The sequence below is a fragment of the Comamonas sp. E6 genome, from assembly GCF_001010305.1.
In the GTDB taxonomy this organism is placed as follows: domain Bacteria; phylum Pseudomonadota; class Gammaproteobacteria; order Burkholderiales; family Burkholderiaceae_C; genus Comamonas; species Comamonas thiooxydans.
The window spans coordinates 1-20,381 of record NZ_BBXH01000026.1 but is presented as its reverse complement, the minus strand read 5'-3'; the positions used below and the strand labels follow the sequence as shown (position 1 = coordinate 20,381).

The window sequence follows — 20,381 nt, the reverse complement described above, 5'->3', positions numbered from 1 at the left end:
CCCTCTCTCTTTGGGAGGGGGACGATGCCCTCGCTGCGGGGCGGCGGGGCCACCTAGGCCCTTGCTCGGCATCCCCGGCATGGGACGGTTGAATAACTAGTAGAGAGTTTTGAATATGGACGATAGAGGTCTGAACGACGCTGCCATCTTGCTGGTCTCCCTTGGTGAGGAAGAGGCGGCCGAGGTGTTCAAGCACCTCACGCCCAAGGAAGTGCAGAAGCTGGGCGAGACGATTGCCCGCATGCGTGGCGTGACGCGTGAAAAGGTGGATTTCGTGATCGACCGCTTCACCAGCGATGCCGCGTCGCAGAGTCTGCTGGTGGACGATGCCAGCGACTATGTGCGCTCGGTGCTCAAGCGTGCCCTGGGCGATGACAAGGCGGCGCTGCTGATCGACCGCATCATGCAGGGCGGCGATATCTCGGGCATTGAAAGCCTGAAGTGGATGGATCCGCTGTCTGTGGCCGAGCTGCTGCGCGGCGAGCATCCGCAGATCGTGGCGGCGATTCTGGTGCACCTGGAGTATGAGCAGGCTGCGGCCGTGCTGATGCAGTTCCCCGACCGGGCTCGCAGCGAGGTCATGCTGCGCGTGGCCACGCTGGAAGGCATTCAGCCCACGGCGCTCAAGGACTTGAACGAGGTGCTGTTCAAGGTGCTGGCGGGCGGCGACAAGGTGCGCAAGACCTCGCTGGGCGGCGTCAAGACAGCGGCCGAAATGCTCAACCAGATGGGCGGCAATGCCGATGTGGCGGTGCTCGACACCATCCGCAACTACGACCCCGAGCTGGCGCAGAAGATCATGGACAAGATGTTTGTCTTCGACGACCTGGTCAAGCTCGACGACCGCTCGGTGCAGCTGGTGCTGCGCGAGGTGGTGTCCGAGACGCTGATCGTGGCGCTCAAGGGCGGCTCCATGGAAGTGCGCGACAAGATCCTGGCCAATATGTCCATGCGTGCGGCCGAGTCCCTGCGCGAGGACCTGGAAGGCCGTGGCCCCATGCGTCTGTCCGAAGTGGAAGCCCAGCAGAAGGAAATCCTCAAGGTCGTGCGTCGTCTGGTCGAGGAAGGCCAGGTAACCATCGGCAGCGGTCCGGAGGACAGCTATGTCTAAGGGCCAGCCTCCGCGCTCGCACTCGCGCTTTATCCCGCAGGAAGAGATCGACGACAGCACCGTGGTGCAATGGCGCTTCGGCGCGGTGGATGCACAGGATCGCGGCGTCTTCGCGCCAGCACAGCAAGCTGCCTTCATACCGGCTGGGGTAGAGCATTTCAACGGTTTTTCCCCCTCGATTGCCCATCAACCGCAGGCGCAGCCAGAGGTGCAGGCTGTGGAGCCCGTGGAGCCAGCCGCCCCGGCTTTCGACGAGGAGCAGCTGCAGCAGATGCTGGAGCAGGCACGAGCCGAGGGCCATGCACAGGGCATGGCCGAAGGCCGCACCCAGACGCAGCAGCAATGGCAGCAGCACCTGGACGACCATATCAACGGCGCGGGCCGCGAGAGCGTGCAGCGTGTCGATGGCGTGTTGCAGGGCCTGGAAGACAACTTCAAGCAGCTGCAGTCGGGCATGGCCCATGAGCTGCTGAACCTGGCTTGTGACATCGCACGCCAGGTGGTGCGCCAGGAGCTGCGCAGCCAGCCCCAGGCCTTGCTGCCTGTGATTCGCGAGGCGCTGGACATGCTGGTCGACGAGAGCCGCCCGGTGACCGTTCGTCTGAACCCCGCTGACTTTGAACTGCTCGACGAGGCTCTGCGTACCGAGCATGGCGCGCACAGCCGTATTCAGTGGCTGGGCGATGCCTCGATTGCCCCAGGCGATGTCAAGGTGGAGTCGGGTGGTGCCGAGATCGACGGTGGCCTGGACAAGCGCTGGCGTCGTGCCGTGGCTGCTCTGGGCCTGGTCTCCACCTGGTATGACGGAGACAAGGCATGAACCCCTGGCAGCAGTTCATGAGCCAGGCGCACGCACGCTATGCCGAGCCAGTGCCGCTGGAATGCCAGGGCCGTCTGACCCGGTTGACCGGCATGGTGCTGGAGGCTTCGGGGCTGCGCGTGCCCGTGGGGGCGCAATGCCATATTCATCAGCATGGCCAGGAGCCTGTGCTGGCCGAGGTGGTCGGCTTTGCCGGCGAGCGCGCCTTTCTGATGCCTGCGGGCGATATTCAGGGTTTGTCCAGCGGCGCCATAGTGACGCCGGCAGCCCCCTTTGTTCCCGTGCCCCAGCTGGGCGTGATGGAGACCGAGAAAGTCAGCCAGACCGTGGGCGTGCTGCGCCTGCCCATGGGCGACGGCTTGCTGGGGCGGGTGGTGGATTCGCAAGGCATTCCGCTGGATCATGCGGGCGAGCTGGGCAGCGTGGTGCCCGAGGTGCTGGATCGCAACCCCATCAATGCCATGGACCGGGACCCCGTGCGCGAGTCGCTGGATACCGGTGTCAAGGCGCTGAACGCGCTGCTGACCGTGGGTCGCGGCCAGCGTCTGGGCCTGTTTGCCGGCTCGGGTGTGGGCAAGTCCGTGCTGCTGGGCATGATGGCGCGCTACACCCAGGCCGATGTGATCGTGGTGGGGCTGATCGGCGAGCGTGGCCGCGAGGTCAAGGAGTTCGTCGAGGACATTTTGGGCGCCCAGGACCGCAGCCGTGCCGTGGTCGTGGCCGCTCCCGCCGATGCGCCGCCGCTGCTGCGCATGCAGGGCGCCAGCTACGCCACGGCAATCGCCGAGCATTTCCGCGACAAGGGCAAGCATGTGCTGCTGCTCATGGATTCCTTGACCCGCTATGCCATGGCCCAGCGTGAAATCGCCCTGGCCATCGGCGAGCCGCCTGCGACCAAGGGCTATCCGCCGTCCTGCTTTGCCAAGCTGCCTGCGCTGGTGGAGCGCAGCGGCAACGGCCTGCACGGCGTGGGCTCGATCACGGCCTTCTACACCGTGCTGTCCGAAGGTGACGATCAGCAGGATCCGATTGCCGATGCGGCCCGCGCCATTCTCGACGGCCACGTCGTGCTCTCGCGGGCTCTGGCCGAGACCGGACATTACCCGGCCATCGACATCGAACAGTCGGCTTCGCGTGTCATGCACAACGTGGTCTCGCGCGAGCATTTCGAGCTGGCGCGTCGCTTTCGCGCCGTCTATTCGCGCTATCAGAAGGGGCGCGATCTGGTGCAGGTCGGCGCCTATGTCCCAGGCTCCGATCCGCAGCTGGACGAGGCGATTGCGCTGCAGCCCGCCATGACCGGGTTTCTGCAGCAAAGCATGTTTGAAAGCTCCAGCATGGAGCAAAGCCTGGCCGGCATGGCGCAAGCCATGCAGCGGGGCTGAGACTAAACGGGTTAGCCAGAGGGAGAGTCGCAGATGTCGTCCTTGAATGCCTTGAACGTCGCCATTGAAGCCGCAGAACGCAAGCGTGACGCGGCCCGCACCGCCATGCAGGAGCGTCAGCGTGCCCAGCAGGCGGCGCAGGCCCAGATGGATCAGCTGCAGGGCTATGTCCTGGAGATGCAGGCGCGCTGGGGGGCCCAGGAAGGGCTGGCCGTGCAGCCCGAGGTCATGCATCACCAGTATCAGTTCATGGAGCGCCTGCAGCACGCCATCGGCTTGCAGACCCGGGTCGTGGCCGATCAGGACATTCGGCTGGAGACCGCTCGTCAGGCCCTGCTGGCGGCCGAGCTGCGCGTGACCAGCCTGCAGAAAGTGGTGCAGGCCCGCCGCCGTGATGTGGCTCTGGCTCAAATGCGGCGCGAGCAAAAAGATACCGACGAGCGCGCCACCATGGCATTTTTTCGACGCAGCTTCGGCCTGCAACTTCAGGAGGCCTGAGCATGGCGGAAACCAGAATTGATGGCCCGCGCGGCGGCGAAGCTCGCACCGGCAAGGCCATGGCGCAGTCCATGAGCTCGGCCAAAAGCGCTACGGCTACGGCAGGCGAGCCCGGCCAGGGCTTTTCATCGCTGCTGGCATCGCTGGACGGATTCGTGTCTGCAGGCCTGCCGCAGACGACGCTGCAGCCTGCCGAGACATCAGACGCGAAGCTGGCACCAGGCGAGCACGATGCGCTGCTGATCGCTCAAGGCCATGCGCCGTGGATGAGCCTGGTCGGACAGACCGCGCAGCTGGACGGGCAGGGCGACGCCGATCTGCGCCAGGGCGTGGCCACCGACTTTCTTTCAGGCAGAGGCCATGCCGCGCAACTGGCCCATCGCCAGGCTTTGCAGCCCGGGTCCGAGCAGGCGCATGCCGCATTCATGGGCAAGGATTTTCAATCAAATCAGGCTCAAACGTATACGACACAAGCGCAAGCAGCTATTAATTCTGATGCGACTGTCTTGCAGCCGCAGCAGGACGCAGCCGCGCAGGGGCAAGACAGCGGACACAGCGCGCTGGCTTCGGCGGTGGAAGAGGCTCCTGCTGCGCGCGTCGAGCCTGCTGTGCACAAGGCGCAGGCATTGCAGCAGCAGGGCATCAGCCTGCAGGGCATGACGGCTGTGCAGCCGCAGGCCCTGGAAGGTCTCAAGGATTTGCTGCGTGCGGCCCGCTCACCCCAGCAGGATGAAGCTGCGCCACAGGGCAAGACGGCGGCAGTGCAGGGCGGGGCCGACCTGCAGGCCATAGCGGCTGCTGTCGGGGCAGCCATGGGAGCAGCGAGCGCAGGCATGCAGGGCGGCGGTCAGAACAGCTCCGACTTCGGCCAGAGCCTGGCGGGGCAGGATGCCGCACCTACAGAGCGTGAGCAGGAAGTGTCCGAGCAGGTGGCCTTCTGGGTGCATCAGAAAACGCAGAATGCCGCGCTGTCGATCCAGCATGAGGGCAAGGCTATCCAGGTCCAGGTGCAGCTGAACGGCCAGGAGGCTCATGTGCGCTTTGCCGCAGGCGATGAGCAGGCACGTCAGCTGCTGGCCGACGGTCAGGCTCAGCTGCGCGAGCTTTTGCAGGCCCAGGGGCTGAATCTGAGCGGCGTCAGCGTGGATGCGGGCAGTGCCGGCGCCCGGTCCGGGGGGGACAGCCAGGGCGAGGATGCCCAGCGCGGCCAGGCCAGGGTGGCCCGGGTCTCGGTCAATGCTGCCGAGCTGCCCATGAGTGCGGCCAGCGCAGGCAATGGCGCGCGGCCGGTGCAGTCCGGTGTGGACCTTTTCGTGTAAATGATCAGAGCCGGCTTACGGAAACGGTGAGCCGGACATGGCGCGAAACCCGGAATGAAGCCGGGTTTCGCGCTTTTATTCGGGCAATGGTAAGAAGGGCGGGCGGCGAATAATTCAGGCGTGGATCTTCCGTGTCGCGGCAATGGCTGCGGGGTGGATGCAGTCCCCCACTCTTGAGGAATACCCGCCGTGTCAGCCAATCCCAATGCCGCCCCTGTTGCACCTGCTCCTGCCAAAAGCAAGAAGCTGATCGTCATCGTGGCCATCGTTGCCGTGCTGGCCATCGTGGCTGCCGCAGCCTATGTGCTGATGATGCAGCGCCAGCACAGCAGCGCCGATGGCGAAGAAGAAGTCAGCGCCAAAGCCACAGTGCCCACTTTCTTGCCACTGGACAATATGGTGGCCAATCTGGCCGACCCCGGCGGCGATCGTTTTGTGCAACTGGGCATCACGCTGGAGCTGGCCGATGAGAAGACGGCTTCCACTGTCAAGCAGTACCTGCCCAGCATCCGCAACGGCATTCTGATGCTGGTGTCCCAGCGCACGGCCGACGAGCTGCTGGCGCGCGAGGGCAAGGAAAAGCTGGCCGCCGACATTCTCACCGAGGTCTCGGCACCGCTGGGCTTCGGCCCGGGCGCCAAGAAGCGCTCGCGCGACGATGAGGACGCCGACGAAGACAGCCCGCGTGCCAATCGCAAGGGGCCTGTGCGTCGCGTGCTGTTCTCCAGCTTCATCATTCAGTAAGCAGGGAGGGAGTGCATGAGCGATTCTTTTCTCTCCCAGGAAGAGGTTGATGCTCTTCTTGAAGGCGTTACCGGCGAAAGCCAGCGCTCCGAGGTGGTGGAGGTCGATCTCGGCCAGGTCCGCAGCTACGACATCTCCAGCCAGGAACGCATCGTGCGTGGGCGCATGCCCACCATGGAAATCGTCAACGAGCGCTTTGCCCGCAACTTCCGCATCGGCCTGTTCAACTTCATCCGCCGCAGCCCCGAGGTTTCCGTCGGCACGGTGACGGTGCAGCGCTACAGCGCCTTCCTGCGCGAGCTGGCCGTGCCCACCAATTTCAACATCATGGCCATTCGCCCGCTGCGCGGCAATGGTCTGATCGTCTGCGATCCCTCGCTGGTGTTCGGCGTGATCGACACGCTGTACGGCGGCACGGGTCGCCTGCAGACCCGCATCGAGGGGCGCGACTTCTCGACCACCGAGCAGCGCGTGATCAACCGCATGGTCAATGTGATCTGCGAGGAATACAAAAAAGCCTGGCACGGCATCTATCCGCTGGAGCTGGCCTATCAGCGCTCGGAAATGCAGCCGCAGTTCGCCAACATCGCCACGCCCAGCGAAATCGTGGTCTCCACGGCTTTTCAGCTGGAGATCGGCGATATCTCGGGCTCCATCCACATCTGCATGCCTTATGCGACGTTGGAGCCGATTCGCGATGTGCTGTATTCGTCGACTCAGGGCGATGCCATCGAGGTGGATCGCCGCTGGGTCAAGGTGCTGACGCGGGAGATTCAGGCCGCCGAGGTCACGCTGGTGGCCGAGCTGGCCCGCGCCGATGCCACGGTGGAGCAGCTGCTGGCCATGCGCCCGGGTGACTTTATCGAGCTCGACCGCGAGCCGCTGATTCGCGCCTCCATCGGTGGGGTGCCGGTTTTCGAGTGCCAGTACGGCACGCACAACGACAAATATGCAATCCGCGTGGAACGCAGCCTGCGCGGCGGCGAGACCAGCTGGATGGGAGAGAAGCATGGCAATTGACGACAACAACAAGCCCGCGGGTGACGATCCGTTCTCCGGCTGGGCCGAGGCGCTGGAAGAGCAGCGTCAGCATGACCAGGCCGTCGAAGGCCCCGATCTGTCCGACCAGGGCGGGCCGCTGGCGGGCGACACCGCACGCAGCTATGGCGATGTGCCGGTGCACGATATCAACATGGTGCTGGACATTCCGGTTCAGCTGTCCGTGGAGCTGGGCCGCACCAAAGTGCCCATCAAATACATTCTGCAACTGGCCCAGGGCTCGGTGGTGGAGCTCGATGCTCTGGCCGGCGAACCCATGGACGTGCTGGTCAACGGTTACCTGATCGCCCAGGGCGAGGTGGTGGTGGTCAACGACAAGTTCGGTATCCGCCTGACGGACGTGGTGACACCGTCCGAGCGTCTGCGCCGGGTCAGCCGTGGTTGATAACGCGGCAAACTCTGCGGCAGCGGCCCCTTCCATGTGGCCCACGCTGCTGCTGGTCGTCCTGTTTGTGGCGGTCATGGCAGCGTTGCCCTGGCTGGTGCGTCGTCTGCAGCAAAAAAACCTCCTGCCCCGTGGCATGGGGATGGCCCGTGGTGTCGCCTCAGTTCCGGCGCAGGTGCTGGGCACGCTGGCCATTGGCCCGCAGCAGCGGGTGGTGACCGTGCAACTGGGTGAAGGGGAGCAGGCCGTGCGCTTGGTGCTTGGTGTGACGGCGCAGCAGATCCAATGTTTGCATGTGCTGCAAGACCCGTCCGCATCTTTGCAATCCGCCCGTGCAGCCCATTCACCTGCCGTCTCATCGTTCACCGACTCGCTGATGCGCGCGCAGGCCGACGAAGCGGCACGGAATTCTGGAAATGTCTAAATTCGTCTCTCGTGCTGCTGCCGCTGTCCTGCTGGCCATGCCCCTGATGGCCGCAGCCCAGGGCGCACCCGCCAGTCTGCCGCTGCTGGTAGGCCAGGGCGCGGGCGGCACCAGTTATTCGGTGCCCATCCAGACACTGCTGTTTTTCACGGCGCTGTCGTTCCTGCCCGCCATCTTGCTGTTGATGACGGGCTTTACCCGCATCGTCATTGTGCTGAGCCTGCTGCGCCAGGCGCTGGGCACGCAGTCCGCGCCGCCCAATCAGGTGGTGATCGGTCTGTCGCTGTTTCTGACCATGTTTGTGATGGGGCCGACGCTGGACAAGGTCTATCAGGACGCCTATCTGCCCTATACGCAAAACAGCATCAGCTTCGAGCAAGCCATGGAAAAGGCTGAAGCCCCCATGCGCGGCTTCATGCTCAAGCAGACGCGCCAGTCGGACTTTGCGCTGTTCAAGCGCCTGGCCAAGCTGGATGCGAATGTCACGGCAGAAACAGCACCTCTGCGTGTGCTGGTGCCGGCCTTTGTGACCAGCGAGCTGAAAACGGCTTTTCAGATCGGCTTCATGATCTTCATTCCGTTTCTGGTCATCGACATGGTGGTGTCTTCCATCCTCATGTCGCTGGGCATGATGATGCTTTCGCCCGTGCTGGTGGCCCTGCCTTTCAAGCTCATGCTGTTTGTGCTGGCTGATGGCTGGAACCTGATCATCGGCTCTCTGGCGGCGAGCTTTGCGACATGAGAGCCCCCTGAGGCGCTTGCCTGGGCGGCCCGCGCCTTCCCCCAAGGGGGACGGCATCCTTGCTGCGAGGCGGCTCTTGCTTGATGCCTCTCACTTAGGCTGCGCTAGTTTCAAGTGCGTTTAATCCTGTCGCTAATGTGGGGAGAAAAACAATGACTTCTCAATTTGTTCTGACTTTTGGCCGCGAGGCGTTGACCCTGCTGCTCATGATTTCCATGCCTGTGCTGGGCGTGGTCATGGGCGTGGGTCTGCTGGTGAGCGTCTTTCAGGCCGTGACCCAGGTGCATGAGGCCACGCTGGCTTTTGTGCCCAAGCTCATCGCCGCCGTGCTGGTGTTTGCCGTGGCCGGGCCGTGGATGCTGTCCACGCTGGTGGATTTCATTCGTCGCACCATAGAGAGCATTCCAGGTTCGGTGGGATGATTTCCTTTAGCGAAGCGCAGATTGCCGCCTGGCTCTCGCCACTGATCTGGCCGTTTGTGCGCGTGCTGGCGCTGTTCACCACGGCGCCTGTGTTTTCTCAGAAAGCCATTCCCATGCGGCTCAAGGTGGGGCTGGCTTTTCTGGTTGCGCTTTGCGCGCAGCCGGTGCTGGGCGAGCAGACGGTGGTCAGCATTGCCTCGGCCCAGGCACTGGGCACTCTGGTGCAGCAGGTGGTGATCGGTCTGTCCGTTGGCTTTGCCGTGCGTCTGGTGATGGCGGCCATCGAGGTCGCAGGTGAAGTGATAGGCCTGCAGATGGGCCTGAACTTCGCGTCTTTCTTCGATCCGACCAGCAATGCCCAGCTCAGTGCCGTGGCGCGCTTCATGGTGCAGATCGCCACCTTGCTGTTCATCGTCATCAACGGTCATCTGCTGGTGCTGATGGCGGTTCTCAAGAGCTTTGAGGCCTTCCCCGTCGATGGCAACTTTCTGCAGGCCATCTCCCAGATGCGGATCCACGAGATGGGCAGTGCCGTCTTTGCCAGCGCTTTCTGGATTGCCCTGCCCATGATTGCCATGCTGCTGTTCGTCAACCTGGTGCTGGGCATCATCTCCCGTGTCGCGCCGCAGATGAATATCTATGCCGTGGGCTTTCCTGTCACCTTGACTGTGGGGCTGCTGGGCCTGACGGCGACTCTGCCTTTGCTGGAGCAGCCTCTGGTGGCCTTGCTCCAAAAGGGGATGGCAGTCTTCGGGGTCTAGGGCGAACGACTATTCTTTTTATAGCTCGATACGCTTTGTGGGCAAGCGCTAAAGCCAGATCTGGCTTCCGGCTAGCAGCTCAGGGCGTATCGATCAGCCCATTCTTGATGGCATAGGCGGTCAGTTCCGCATTGCTGCCCATGCCCAGCTTCTCCAGCACCCGTGCCCGGTACACGCTCACCGTCTTGGGGCTGAGCATCAGCTCCTGCGCAATCTCGGTCTGGCGCTGACCGCTGGCAATCTTCAGCAGCGTTTGCATCTCGCGCTCGGACAGGGTTTCATGCGGCACGGGGGCGGCTGGCTGGGCCAGACTGTCGGCAAGCATCTGGGCCACTTCGGCAGTCAGGTATTTGCGTCCGCTGTGGACGGTGCGCACGGCGTCGATCAGCAGCACCGGATCCCCCGCCTTGTTGGCATAGCCGGCCGCGCCAGCCTTGATGCTGCGCAAGGCGTACTGGTCTTCGGGGTACATGGAGACCATGATGACGCGGATCTGCGGATGCGTTTCGCGCACGCTGGCGAGCACTTCCAGGCCGCTGCGGCCCGGCATATTGATGTCCAGCAGCAGCACATCGCAAGCTGCGTCGCGCAGTTGCTCACGCAGTTCGGCATAGCTGCCGGCTTCTGCGGTGACGCTGATGTCCGTGGCCTCCGCCAGGGTGTCGCGTATGCCCCGGCGCAAAATGGCATGGTCGTCGCACAGCACCACGTGAATCAAGGTCGCTCTCCCAGGAAGTCAGATGGCAGACCGGACAAGCGCGTGGTTGGATGGCTCATGCCTGGGTCTCTGCCAGAGGAATGGTGAGAATGATAGAGGTTCCTCGGCCGGGGTGGCTGCTCACATCCAGCCAACCTTGAATTGTTCGCGCGCGCTCACTTAGCCCTCTAAGTCCGAAAGACTGAGGCTTTTTGCGATCATCCTGGCTCAGACCTACCCCGTTATCTGTTACTTCCAGTGTCAAAAAACCCTCGTGGTCGGACAAATCCAGCGTCACCTGGCTGGCCTGTGCGTATTTGCTGATATTGGTCAAGGATTCCTGTGCCGTACGGTAGACCACCACCTGCTGCGCGGGTGCTATTTCCATATGCTCACGGCTGGTGTGCAACCGGGCGGGTATGCCTGTGCGGCGCTCGAAGTCCTGGGCCAGCCATTGCACGGCGGCCACCAGTCCCTGATCCAGCACGGGCGGGCGCAGGTTCTGCATGATGCGCTGGCTGGCGCCCAGGGCGTGTTCCAGCATCTCCAGTGCCGATCTGGCATGCTCGCGCTGCTTGCCCTCGGGGCTGTTGCGGATCAGCCAGGCCAGATCAAACTTGACGGCAGTGAGCGAGCCGCCTATGTCGTCGTGTATCTCGCGCGAGATATTGGCGCGCTCCTGCTCGATGCTGGTATGCAGATGTTCGGTCAGCTCGGCCAGGCGCTTTTCAGACTCGGCCAGCTGCAGTGCGGCGCGGCGGCGGGCTTGCCTCGCCTCATGGACCTCCACGGCGCGCTTGATGACATGGGGCAGGCCGTTGATCTGGTCCTTGAGAAGATAGTCGCTGATGCCCAGCCGCATGATGTCCACGGCGGCGGATTCGCCGATGGCGCCCGACAGCAGCACAAAAGGGGGGGCATCGGCACGGTCGCACACCAGATCCCAGACGTCGAGAGCCGTGAAGCCGGGCAGATGATAGTCCGCCAGAATCAGGTCGAAATCCTGTGCCTCAAGGGCGTCGCGTACCTCCTGCAGACTGTCCACGGTCGTGAGCGTGCAGGGCAACTGCCCGCGCTTGAGGCTCAGGCGTGCCAGAGCCTGATCTGCGACAGAGTCTTCAATATGAAGGATTTTCAAGGTCTGATTCCGGAATTGCATATCGCCAAGGACGCTATCATTGGATACATTTTGGAACATCGAGGGTAGTCGTCAAGTGTGGCCATGTGGTCACGGGGCAGGCTGCCGGGCGGTTCATTTCGTGGAGCATGGCGGCGTGGCTGTCATGATGGTTTTACGCAGTTGGAGTAACAATGCAGACGATGCAAAACCCTTCGGGTGTGCCTGCAGTTGCCGTGCCGGTGATGGTGGCTGCGGAGCTGCAGGATGCCTTGCTGGTCACACTGCGTGATCTGCAGCGTCTTGAGGGGCTGCTGGACCATGCCACGCACAATCTGCTGGAGCGCTTCGAGCAAGTCAACGGGCAATTGTCGCAGCCGGCTTTGCCCGATTCGGCTGCGCTGGCTACAGCACGTGAGTCGTTGCGGCTGGCCGTGACCGAGCTCCAGTTTCACGATATGTCGTCTCAGCTGATTGCCCATATGGCACATACCTTGCAAGCCTGCGCTTTCAGGCTCGGGGCTGCCGCCATGGGCAGGGATGAGGATGAGGCGGAGTCCGCCATCAGTCTGCCAAACCTGCCCGAAAAGCCCAATCCCGTCACGCAAAGCGAGATGGATGCAGGCTCTGTGGAGCTGTTTTGAACTTCTACCCTGTTTTCCGTTGCCCGTCTGTTGGAGCTGTACATGCGATCGATTCTGGCTGTTGATGATTCCCCCTCGATGCGAAAGATGGTGTCTTTCACGTTGAGCAGTGCTGGTTTTAAGGTGGTGGAAGCCGTCGACGGTGTGGATGCGCTGGAAAAAGCACAGGCGCAAAACATCGATCTGGTGCTGGCCGACCAGAACATGCCGCGCCTGGACGGCATCGGTCTCACGCGCAAGCTCCGTGAAAACCCGAAGTTCAAGGGCACGCCCATCCTCATACTGACCACGGAATCCAGCGATCTGATGAAGCAGGCGGGCCGGGCCGCAGGTGCCACGGGCTGGCTGGTCAAGCCCTTCGATCCCAATCGATTGATCGAAGTTATTCAAAAAGTGCTGCGTTAAGCCGATAACAACGAATCACAGCAGGAAACACCATGGCGGATACACACCAGGATGGCGCAGGTTCGGGCGCAGACTTCGACCTTAGCCAGTTCTATCAAATCTTTTTCGAGGAAGCCAGCGAGAACCTCGACCAGATGGAGCAGATGCTGCTCAGCCTGGACCTTTCGGCCGCCAACGATGAAGAGCTCAACGGTATTTTCCGCTGCGCTCACTCCATCAAGGGCGGTGCGGCGACCTTCGGCTTCTCGGATGTGACCGAGCTCACGCACCGCATGGAATCCCTGCTGGACCGCCTGCGTCGCCATGAAATCACGCCCATCCCCGAAATGGTCGATGTGCTGCTGGAGTCGGCGGACGCCAGCCGCAGCCTGCTGGCACGTCACCAGTCCGGTGATGAGGGCGAACCGGTTTCCACGGCGGAACTGGTGGTGCGCATCGAGGCTCTGGCTCAGGGCTTGACCGAGATTCCCCAGGTCAACCGCAGTGCCGCGGCTGCCGAGCCTGTGCAGTCAGCTGCCGTTGTTGCCGCGGTGGTGGCGGATACGCCCGCTCAAGCTCCGGCCTCTGCGGCAGCCCAGGTGGCAGAGCCAGGCCCTGTGATCGGTACCGAGCCTTCCGAGGGTGCGCGCGAGCTGATGATCGAGATCGGCCCGCTGTCCAGGCTGGAGCTGGGCGATGCCATCAAGGAGCTGTTCCGCGACATTCCGGGTCTGGGCACGATTCAGGATCAGGTCGGCACCAAGGCCGATCACCGCCTGTTCAAGGTCAGAACGGTGTCCACCGATGACGAGCTGCGCGATCTGTTTGTCTTCCATGTCTCCAAGGAGCAGGTGCAGATCAGCGATGCCGCCCAACCGCAGAACGCAACCGAGCCCGTGGTCGAGCAGCTGGAAGCCGTGGTGGATGAAGAAGCCGCCATGCCGCCCCACAATCTGCCGGCCGAAGAAGCCTACGGTTTCTTTGCGGGTGCTCCAGGCAGCCCCGAGGCTCAGCAAAATCAGGAGCATGCCGTGATTGGCGGCGCTGGAAGCACGGTGCAGAAGGCCACACCCAAGGCTGTCGCTGCGCATATGGAGTCCACCAGCATCCGCGTGGATGTGAAGAAGGTGGACCAACTCATCAATCTGGTAGGCGAGCTGGTCATCACCCAGGCCATGCTGGCGCAGAACAGCCAGGGGCTGGACCCGACGACCTATCAGCAGCTGCTGGCCGGTCTGGCCGATCTGGATCGCAACACACGCGACCTGCAAGAGTCCGTGATGTCGATCCGCATGATTCCCATGTCCACGGTTTTCAGCCGCTTCCCGCGCATGCTGCGCGACCTGGCGGGCAAGCTTGGCAAGAAGATCGATCTGGTCACGCTGGGCGAAGCCACCGAGCTGGACAAGGGCCTGGTCGAGAAGATTACCGATCCGCTGACCCATCTGGTGCGCAACAGCGTGGACCACGGCATCGAGATGCCCGAGGACCGCATCGCTGCGGGCAAGTCCGAGCATGGCACGCTGACGCTGGCGGCATCCCATCAGGGCGGCTCCATCGTCATCGAGGTGCGCGACGACGGCAAGGGCATGAATCGCGAGAGGATTCTGAACAAGGCCCGCGAGCGCGGCATGGATGTCTCCGACAGCATGCCCGACAGCGATGTCTGGCAGCTGATCTTTGCGCCCGGCTTCTCCACGGCCGATGTGGTTACCGATGTCTCGGGCCGCGGCGTGGGCATGGATGTGGTCAAGCGAAACATCACCTCGCTGGGCGGCACGGTGGAGATCGAGTCCGTTGCCGGCGTGGGCATGAAGGTGGCCGTGCGCCTGCCGCTGACGCTGGCCATCATGGACGGCATGTCCGTCGGGGTGGGCGAAGAGGTCTATATCCTGCCGCTGTCCTCGGTGGTCGAGTCCTTCCAGGTCAAGGCCGACGATGTCAACACCGTGGCCAATGGCACGCAGCTGGTCAAGGTGCGCGACGAATACATGCCGGTGATCGCGCTGGAGCGAACCTTCCAGGTGCCGCGCGCCGACGAAAGCCAGACCAGCAACATCATGGTGGTGGTCGAGGCCGAAGGCAGCCGCGTGGCGCTGCTGGTGGACGAGCTGCTGGGCCAGCACCAGGTGGTGGTGAAGAACCTGGAAAGCAATTACCGCAAGGTGCCCAATGTCTCGGGCGCCACCATTCTGGGCGACGGATCCGTTGCGCTGATTCTGGATACGGGCGCTCTGGTGCGCCGTACCCGCCATTGAGGCCGCTGGCCTGAGCCGTCGCCGAGCCGAACAACGCAGAGAGAGCTGACATGAACATCATCAACAAGACTGCCGAAGGCGTGGCCACCGGTGCCCGCGAATATCTGACCTTCCGCCTGGGCGAGGAGGAATACGGCATCGATATCCTCAAGGTGCAGGAAATCCGTGGCTACGAGCAGCCCACGCGTATTGCCAATGCGCCCGAGTTCATCAAGGGGGTGGTCAATCTGCGCGGCACCATTGTGCCCATCGTGGACATGCGCCTGCGCTTCAACTGCTCCGAGGTGGAGTACAACGCCTTTACCGTGGTCATCATCCTGAACCTGCGCAATCGCGTGGTCGGCATTGTGGTGGACTCGGTCAGCGATGTGATGGAGCTGCCCGCCGATGCCGTGCGTCCCGCACCCGATATCGAAAGCGCCATCGACAGCGGCTGCATTCTGGGTCTGGGTTCTGTGGGCGAGCGCATGCTGATCCTGCTGGACATCGAGAAGCTCATGGGCAATGTCGACATGGGCCTGGTGGCCTCCGAAGCCTGAGCGCGCCAGAGGTCCGTGTGCTGAACCTGGGACGTAGCGCTTCATTCGCAGCCTCTCCTGCCAGGCTTGAGCAGGACGATGAGGCGCTGCCGGGCGGCATGTCCGGCCCGCTGGCGCAGGGGCGCGAGTTCGTCTGGTCCAACCGCGACTTTGCCCGCGTCCAGGCCCTGATCTACAAGCGTGCCGGCATCAGCCTGCATGACGGCAAGCATGCCATGGTCTACAGCCGTTTGTCGCGCCGCCTGCGCGAGACCGGGCATGAGAGCTTTGTCAGCTATCTGGACTGGCTGGAGAGCATCAATGACGGGCCCGAATGGCAGGAGTTCGTCAATGCTCTCACCACGAATCTGACCTCGTTCTTCCGCGAGCAGCATCACTTCGACATCCTGGCCCAGCATCTACGCAGCCACAAACCCGGCGGCAATGGCTGGAAGGTATGGTGCAGCGCGGCCTCCACGGGGGAGGAGCCTTATTCCATCCTGATGACGGCCGTGGAGAGTCTCGGTGCCTCGGCCAGCTTTCAGCTCATGGCCAGCGATATCGACTCGCGCGTGCTGGATACCGCCTCGCGCGGCGTGTACCGGGCAGAGAATCTCAAGGGCGTGAGCACCGAGCGGCTGCACCGCTTTTTCCTGCGCGGGCGCTCGGCCAACTCGGGTATGGTGCGGGTCAAGCCGGAACTGCGCCGCATGGTGGACTTTCTCAACGTCAACCTGATCGCCGGAGATTGGCCGTTCCGGGAGAGCTTCGACATCGTCTTCTGCCGCAACGTGATGATTTATTTCGACGCACCGACTCAGCGTCGCGTGCTGGAGCGCATTCATCAGGTGATGCGTCCGGGCGGGCTGCTGTTTGTCGGTCATGCCGAGAACTTCAGCGATTCGCGCGATCTGTTCGCGCTCAAGGGCAAGACCGTCTATGAGCGCCAATGAAGCTGAAGGGCAGGGCTGCAAGTCATGAGGAATCTGAGCTCTCCGCTGGATCTGCCAGCCAGACCCCTGCGCGGCAACAGCTTCGTGCCCCAGGGCTATCCTGATCCGGCCATGCCGGCGCCGGTCTCATCGCTGGAGCAGCTCAAGCGCCAGCCGCGCCAGCCGGGCGAGGCCTCGTTCTTCTACTACGACCCGCACTTCCAGCTCAATTCGGCCAAGGTGTTGCCGGGCGAGTACTTTGTCTCGCGCGACGAGATGGCCATCGTCACCGTGCTGGGTTCCTGCATCGCGGCATGTCTCTGGGATCGCTTCATGCGTATCGGCGGCATGAACCACTTCATGCTGCCCGATGGCGACAGCAGCGATGTCTCGGGGCGCTATGGTTCGTACGCCATGGAGCTGCTGATCAACGAGATGCTCAAGCTGGGCGCACGGCGCGAATCCATGCAGGCCAAGATTTTTGGTGGCGCCCAGGTCATGGCCAATTTCACGACCATGAATGTGGGCGAGCGCAACACCAGTTTTGTGACAGAGTATCTGCAAACCGAGCGCATTCCCATCGTCTCCGAGGACGTGCTGGACATTTATCCGCGCAAGGTGGTGTTTTTTCCATCCACGGGCAAGGCCATGGTCAAGCGCCTGGCACACGCCCATCCCGAGGCATTGGTGCAGCAGGAAATCAGTCGCGGCAGCGCGGCTGCGGTGGCACGCAATACGGCGGGCGGCTCGGTGGATCTGTTTTGAGGAAGGTTGAGCGTTGTTAAAGCCAAAAATCCGGGTGATCGTGGTGGACGACTCTGCGTTGGTGCGCAGTCTTCTGGCCGAGATCATCAATCGCCAGCATGACATGGAGTGCATCGGCTCGGCCAATGACCCGTTGATCGCACGCGAAATGATCCGCGATCTGAACCCCGACGTCATCACGCTGGATGTGGAAATGCCCCGCATGGACGGCATTGATTTCCTCGGGCGGCTCATGCGCCTGCGTCCCATGCCGGTGGTGATGATCTCCACGCTGACCGAGCGCGGTGCCGAAGTCACCATGCGCGCCCTGGAGCTGGGTGCCATCGATTTTGTGGCCAAGCCCCGCGTCGGCGTGGCCAACGGCCTGCAGGAGCTGGCCAGCCAGATCGTGGACAAGATCCGCGTGGCTGCCGTGGCCCAGGTGCATCGCCTGCCGGTGGTGCCGCACGGCGTGGCAGCGGCAGCGAGTACGGGTGCCAAGCCCGCAGCGCCCCGTGCGCCGGCGGCACCCAGCCTGCTGGGGCGCATCTCGACCGAAAAGATCATCGCCATCGGCGCTTCCACCGGTGGCACGGAGGCGATCCGTGAGGTGCTCACGCATCTGCCGGCCGACTGCCCGGCCATCGTCATCACCCAGCACATGCCGCCGGGCTTCACCACCAGTTTTGCGGCTCGGCTCAACAGCCTGTGCCAGATGACGGTCAAGGAAGCCACGCACGGCGAGCGTTTGCTGCCCGGCCATGCCTATATCGCTCCCGGCGGCAAGCATTTCTCCATCACGCGCAGCGGTGCCAACTATGTGGCCGTGGTCGATGATGCGCCGCCCGTCAACCGTCACAAGCCCTCGGTGGAAGTGCTGTTCAAGTCGGTTGCCGCCAGCGCCGGGCGCAATGCCTACGGCATCATGCTCACCGGCATGGGGGCCGATGGCGCCACCGCCATGCGCGAGATGCGCGATGCCGGCAGCTACAACCTGGTGCAGGACGAGAGCACCTGCATCGTCTTCGGCATGCCCCGCGAAGCCATTGCCCATGGTGCGGCCGACGAGGTGCTGCCTCTGCCGCAGATCGCCCATGCCCTGCTGACCAAGTTGCGCGGCGGCTCGGACCAGGTACATCACCGCATATAAGGTTGCATAAAAAGAGAGCGTCTTGCGCTTGTCAGATAATGATTTCAGGCTTCTATAGCTTTGAAATCAAGACCTGACAGTCGCAAGGTGCTCTCTTATTTGACGGCCTGATTATTCAGACAGCAAGGTCCAGCGCTCCAGCGCCTCCATCAGTGCTTCATCGATCTCCGCGTCGCGCTGGTGCATGGCGACGGCCTTGGCGTTGTCGCTGGCAAACAGGCTGCCGTCGGCCAGCGCTTGCTGAATCTGCTTTTGCTCGGTCTCCAGTGCGGCAATCGTGGCCGGCAGGGCTTCCAGCTCGCGCTGATCCTTGTAGCTGAGCTTCTTCTTGGGGCTGGCCGCAGCGTCGGTGCGGCTTGCGACGGGCTTGGGCTCCTCCTTGGGGGCAGACTTGGCCTGTGCGGCTTCGGCCATGGCCTTGCTGCGGCGCGATTGCTCCATCCAGTCCGTCACGCCACCTTCGTATTCACGCCAGTGGCCGGGGCCTTCCCAGGCAATCGTGCTGGTGACCACGTTGTCGAGGAAAGTGCGGTCGTGGCTGACCAGAAAGACCGTGCCGTCATAGCTTTGCAGCAGGTCTTCCAGCATGTCCAGCGTCTCGATGTCCAGGTCGTTGGTCGGCTCGTCCAGCACCAGGACATTGGCCGGCCGCGCAAACAAACGGGCCAGCAGCAAGCGGTTGCGCTCGCCGCCTGACAGCGATCGGACCGGGGAATGCGCACGCGCCGGAGAGAACAGAAAGTCCGCCAGATAGCTCTTGACGTGCTTCTTCTGGTTGCCAATCTCGATCCATTCGCTGCCGGGGCTGATGAAGTCCTCCAGCGTGGCATCCAGATTCACCTGATGACGCATCTGGTCAAAGTAGGCCACTTGCAGATTGCCGCCCAGGCGCACCTGGCCGCTGTCCGGAGCCAGCTCGCCCAGAATCATCTTCAGCAGCGTTGTCTTGCCTGCGCCGTTGGGGCCCAGCAAGCCGACCTTGTCGCCACGCAAAATGGTGCCGCTGAACCTTTCAACGATCTTCTTTTCGCCAAAGGACTTGCTGACATCGGTCAGCTCGGCCACGATCTTGCCCTGATAGCCGTCGCCCTTGCCGGATGCGATATCCATGTTCACGCTGCCCAGCACATCACGGCGCTGGGCACGGCTGGCACGCAATTCCTGCAGACGGCTGATACGGCTCTGGCTGCGGGTGCGGCGGGCTTCCACGCCCTTGCGGATCCAGACCTCTTCCTGGGCCAGCAGCTTGTCCGCCTTGGCGTTGATGACGGCTTCCTGGCTGAGCTGCTCTTCCTTTTGCAACACATACTGGGAGAAGTTGCCGGGGTAGGTGCGCAGAACGCCCCGATCCAGCTCCACGATGCGGGTGGCGATGCGGTCCAGAAAGCTGCGGTCATGGGTGATCGTGATCACGCTGCCCTTGAAGGCAATCAGCAGCTCTTCCAGCCACTCGATGGAGTCCAGGTCCAGGTGGTTGGTCGGCTCGTCGAGCAACAGGACATCGGGGCGGGCCACCAGAGCCTGGGCCAGCGCCACGCGCTTGCGGGTGCCGCCGGACAGGCTGCCCACCACAGCGTTCGGGTCCAGATGCAGGCGCTGCAATGTTTCCTCTACGCGCTGCTCCCAGTTCCAGGCGTCATAAGCCTCGATCTGTGTCTGCAACTCGTCCAGATCCTCGCCCTCGCCGCCAGCCAGGTAGCGCTCACGAATCGCAATCACGGCGGCAATGCCGTCAGATGCCGACTCGAAGATGGTGTGCGCAGGGTTTAGGTCGGGCTCCTGCGCCACATAGGTAATGCGGACCCCGTTCTGCACCTGGAGCTGGCCGTCATCGGCCTTTGCCAGGCCGCCCAGAATCTTGAGCAGTGAAGACTTGCCGGCGCCGTTGCGGCCGATCAGGCCGACGCGCTCGCCGGTCTCCAGGGAAAAATTTGCGTGGTCCAGCAGGGCCACGTGCCCAAACGCCAATTGAGCGTCTAACAAAGTAATCAGTGCCATCGTGCCAGCATTATCGTTGGCCTCCATAGAGACAGCGGCCGTAAGGCCGCTGTCTCTATCTCTGTCTATGGACACAGCCCATGCAAAGACCACGCTGACAGATGAATCTTTTGTGTCAGAAGCGGCCTGGCTAGGGTTTCACCTATGCTATAGTTCGATCCATCGCAGCAAACGACTGCCTCGCAAAACTTCAAAAGTTCTTGTGCAGCGCCTCGGAAGTTGTGATACACTGCAAGGCTTCGCTGATCGCAGCAAGCAACGAGATTCGA

At 62.8% G+C, this 20,381-nt stretch carries 22 protein-coding genes; 19 read left to right on the top strand and 3 right to left on the bottom strand.

Features of this window, described 5'->3' with window-relative positions; translation table 11 throughout:
- The first annotated feature begins 115 nt into the window (after nt 1-115).
- The 12 genes from fliG (at nt 116) to fliR (ending at nt 9,670) form a co-directional block, all read left to right on the top strand.
- A complete protein-coding gene (gene fliG, locus CSE6_RS21235; RefSeq protein WP_003059149.1) occupies nt 116-1,111 on the top strand; it encodes a flagellar motor switch protein FliG in 996 nt (331 codons plus the stop codon).
- Nucleotides 1,104-1,931 carry a FliH/SctL family protein gene (locus tag CSE6_RS21230; protein WP_059441411.1) on the top strand — a complete coding sequence of 276 codons (828 nt, stop codon included), beginning with the start codon at nt 1,104-1,106 and terminating at the stop codon, nt 1,929-1,931. The genes fliG and CSE6_RS21230 overlap by 8 nt, the downstream gene beginning before the upstream one ends.
- Nucleotides 1,928-3,316, top strand: a complete 1,389-nt coding sequence (gene fliI, locus CSE6_RS21225; protein ID WP_059441410.1) for a flagellar protein export ATPase FliI — start codon at nt 1,928-1,930, stop codon at nt 3,314-3,316. The genes CSE6_RS21230 and fliI overlap by 4 nt, the downstream gene beginning before the upstream one ends.
- A gap of 33 nt (nt 3,317-3,349) precedes the next feature.
- On the top strand, nt 3,350-3,814 hold the full coding sequence (gene fliJ / locus CSE6_RS21220) for a flagellar export protein FliJ (protein ID WP_046461416.1): 465 nt from the start codon (nt 3,350-3,352) through the stop codon (nt 3,812-3,814).
- A 2-nt stretch (nt 3,815-3,816) separates the two neighbouring features.
- The gene (locus CSE6_RS21215) at nt 3,817-5,133 is read left to right on the top strand and encodes a flagellar hook-length control protein FliK (protein WP_059441409.1); all 1,317 of its coding nucleotides are present in this window, start codon (nt 3,817-3,819) and stop codon (nt 5,131-5,133) included.
- Between the two features lie 189 nt (nt 5,134-5,322).
- On the top strand, nt 5,323-5,877 hold the full coding sequence (fliL, locus tag CSE6_RS21210) for a flagellar basal body-associated protein FliL (protein WP_034353146.1): 555 nt from the start codon (nt 5,323-5,325) through the stop codon (nt 5,875-5,877).
- A gap of 15 nt (nt 5,878-5,892) precedes the next feature.
- Nucleotides 5,893-6,897: a flagellar motor switch protein FliM gene (gene fliM, locus CSE6_RS21205; RefSeq protein WP_003065459.1), complete on the top strand. Its 1,005-nt coding sequence runs from the start codon at nt 5,893-5,895 to the stop codon at nt 6,895-6,897.
- Nucleotides 6,887-7,321 carry a flagellar motor switch protein FliN gene (fliN, locus tag CSE6_RS21200; RefSeq protein ID WP_059441408.1) on the top strand — a complete coding sequence of 145 codons (435 nt, stop codon included), beginning with the start codon at nt 6,887-6,889 and terminating at the stop codon, nt 7,319-7,321. The genes fliM and fliN overlap by 11 nt, the downstream gene beginning before the upstream one ends.
- Before the next feature lie 34 nt (nt 7,322-7,355).
- Nucleotides 7,356-7,745, top strand: a complete 390-nt coding sequence (locus CSE6_RS21195) for a flagellar biosynthetic protein FliO (protein ID WP_012836872.1) — start codon at nt 7,356-7,358, stop codon at nt 7,743-7,745.
- On the top strand, nt 7,738-8,487 hold the full coding sequence (gene fliP, locus CSE6_RS21190; protein WP_003065455.1) for a flagellar type III secretion system pore protein FliP: 750 nt from the start codon (nt 7,738-7,740) through the stop codon (nt 8,485-8,487). The genes CSE6_RS21195 and fliP overlap by 8 nt, the downstream gene beginning before the upstream one ends.
- Before the next feature lie 152 nt (nt 8,488-8,639).
- Complete coding sequence (gene fliQ, locus CSE6_RS21185; protein WP_003059126.1) at nt 8,640-8,909, top strand: flagellar biosynthesis protein FliQ; 270 nt, start codon at nt 8,640-8,642, stop codon at nt 8,907-8,909.
- Entirely contained in the window at nt 8,906-9,670 is a 765-nt protein-coding gene (gene fliR, locus CSE6_RS21180; protein ID WP_003065453.1) for a flagellar biosynthetic protein FliR, read from the top strand. Before fliQ ends, fliR begins: the two co-directional genes overlap by 4 nt.
- Nucleotides 9,671-9,749: 79 nt before the next feature.
- Here the strand turns inward: fliR and CSE6_RS21175 are convergent, their stop codons facing one another.
- On the bottom strand, nt 9,750-10,388 hold the full coding sequence (locus CSE6_RS21175) for a response regulator transcription factor (RefSeq protein WP_034353154.1): 639 nt from the start codon (nt 10,386-10,388) through the stop codon (nt 9,750-9,752).
- A gap of 55 nt (nt 10,389-10,443) precedes the next feature.
- The gene (locus CSE6_RS21170) at nt 10,444-11,565 is read right to left on the bottom strand and encodes an ATP-binding protein (RefSeq protein WP_059441407.1); all 1,122 of its coding nucleotides are present in this window, start codon (nt 11,563-11,565) and stop codon (nt 10,444-10,446) included.
- A 113-nt stretch (nt 11,566-11,678) separates the two neighbouring features.
- On the opposite strand from CSE6_RS21170, the gene CSE6_RS21165 reads away from it, so the two are divergent.
- The 7 genes from CSE6_RS21165 to CSE6_RS21135 are packed head-to-tail and all read left to right on the top strand — an operon-like array spanning nt 11,679 to nt 18,114.
- Complete coding sequence (locus CSE6_RS21165) at nt 11,679-12,128, top strand: hypothetical protein (RefSeq protein WP_003065446.1); 450 nt, start codon at nt 11,679-11,681, stop codon at nt 12,126-12,128.
- Between the two features lie 42 nt (nt 12,129-12,170).
- The gene (locus CSE6_RS21160; RefSeq protein WP_003059121.1) at nt 12,171-12,533 is read left to right on the top strand and encodes a response regulator; all 363 of its coding nucleotides are present in this window, start codon (nt 12,171-12,173) and stop codon (nt 12,531-12,533) included.
- A 32-nt stretch (nt 12,534-12,565) separates the two neighbouring features.
- Nucleotides 12,566-14,770 (top strand): chemotaxis protein CheW, encoded by a 2,205-nt coding sequence (locus CSE6_RS21155; protein WP_059441406.1) that lies wholly within the window; start codon nt 12,566-12,568, stop codon nt 14,768-14,770.
- Between the two features lie 50 nt (nt 14,771-14,820).
- Entirely contained in the window at nt 14,821-15,309 is a 489-nt protein-coding gene (locus CSE6_RS21150; RefSeq protein ID WP_003077929.1) for a chemotaxis protein CheW, read from the top strand.
- A gap of 17 nt (nt 15,310-15,326) precedes the next feature.
- Nucleotides 15,327-16,241 (top strand): CheR family methyltransferase, encoded by a 915-nt coding sequence (locus CSE6_RS21145; RefSeq protein WP_059441405.1) that lies wholly within the window; start codon nt 15,327-15,329, stop codon nt 16,239-16,241.
- 24 nt (nt 16,242-16,265) lie between these two features.
- A complete protein-coding gene (gene cheD, locus CSE6_RS21140) occupies nt 16,266-16,985 on the top strand; it encodes a chemoreceptor glutamine deamidase CheD (RefSeq protein WP_034353171.1) in 720 nt (239 codons plus the stop codon).
- Nucleotides 16,986-16,998: 13 nt separating this feature from the next.
- A complete protein-coding gene (locus CSE6_RS21135) occupies nt 16,999-18,114 on the top strand; it encodes a chemotaxis response regulator protein-glutamate methylesterase (RefSeq protein ID WP_202967609.1) in 1,116 nt (371 codons plus the stop codon).
- Between the two features lie 111 nt (nt 18,115-18,225).
- On the opposite strand, the gene CSE6_RS21130 is transcribed toward CSE6_RS21135, so the two are convergent.
- Complete coding sequence (locus CSE6_RS21130) at nt 18,226-20,112, bottom strand: ATP-binding cassette domain-containing protein (RefSeq protein ID WP_034378060.1); 1,887 nt, start codon at nt 20,110-20,112, stop codon at nt 18,226-18,228.
- Nucleotides 20,113-20,381: the final 269 nt, after the last annotated feature.

Excerpts from the sequence above, each read along its gene's own strand:
- fliG (WP_003059149.1), top strand. The coding sequence starts at position 116 with ATGGACGATAGAGGTCTGAACGACGCTGCCATCTTGCTGGTCTCCCTT.
- CSE6_RS21230 (WP_059441411.1), top strand. The coding sequence starts at position 1,104 with ATGTCTAAGGGCCAGCCTCCGCGCTCGCACTCGCGCTTTATCCCGCAG.
- fliI (WP_059441410.1), top strand. The coding sequence starts at position 1,928 with ATGAACCCCTGGCAGCAGTTCATGAGCCAGGCGCACGCACGCTATGCC.
- fliJ (WP_046461416.1), top strand. The coding sequence starts at position 3,350 with ATGTCGTCCTTGAATGCCTTGAACGTCGCCATTGAAGCCGCAGAACGC.
- CSE6_RS21215 (WP_059441409.1), top strand. The coding sequence starts at position 3,817 with ATGGCGGAAACCAGAATTGATGGCCCGCGCGGCGGCGAAGCTCGCACC.
- fliM (WP_003065459.1), top strand. The coding sequence starts at position 5,893 with ATGAGCGATTCTTTTCTCTCCCAGGAAGAGGTTGATGCTCTTCTTGAA.
- fliN (WP_059441408.1), top strand. The coding sequence starts at position 6,887 with ATGGCAATTGACGACAACAACAAGCCCGCGGGTGACGATCCGTTCTCC.
- CSE6_RS21195 (WP_012836872.1), top strand. The coding sequence starts at position 7,356 with ATGTGGCCCACGCTGCTGCTGGTCGTCCTGTTTGTGGCGGTCATGGCA.
- fliP (WP_003065455.1), top strand. The coding sequence starts at position 7,738 with ATGTCTAAATTCGTCTCTCGTGCTGCTGCCGCTGTCCTGCTGGCCATG.
- fliQ (WP_003059126.1), top strand. The coding sequence starts at position 8,640 with ATGACTTCTCAATTTGTTCTGACTTTTGGCCGCGAGGCGTTGACCCTG.
- fliR (WP_003065453.1), top strand. The coding sequence starts at position 8,906 with ATGATTTCCTTTAGCGAAGCGCAGATTGCCGCCTGGCTCTCGCCACTG.
- CSE6_RS21170 (WP_059441407.1), bottom strand. The coding sequence starts at position 11,565 with ATGTTCCAAAATGTATCCAATGATAGCGTCCTTGGCGATATGCAATTC.
- CSE6_RS21165 (WP_003065446.1), top strand. The coding sequence starts at position 11,679 with ATGCAGACGATGCAAAACCCTTCGGGTGTGCCTGCAGTTGCCGTGCCG.
- CSE6_RS21160 (WP_003059121.1), top strand. The coding sequence starts at position 12,171 with ATGCGATCGATTCTGGCTGTTGATGATTCCCCCTCGATGCGAAAGATG.
- CSE6_RS21155 (WP_059441406.1), top strand. The coding sequence starts at position 12,566 with ATGGCGGATACACACCAGGATGGCGCAGGTTCGGGCGCAGACTTCGAC.
- CSE6_RS21150 (WP_003077929.1), top strand. The coding sequence starts at position 14,821 with ATGAACATCATCAACAAGACTGCCGAAGGCGTGGCCACCGGTGCCCGC.
- cheD (WP_034353171.1), top strand. The coding sequence starts at position 16,266 with ATGAGGAATCTGAGCTCTCCGCTGGATCTGCCAGCCAGACCCCTGCGC.
- CSE6_RS21130 (WP_034378060.1), bottom strand. The coding sequence starts at position 20,112 with ATGGCACTGATTACTTTGTTAGACGCTCAATTGGCGTTTGGGCACGTG.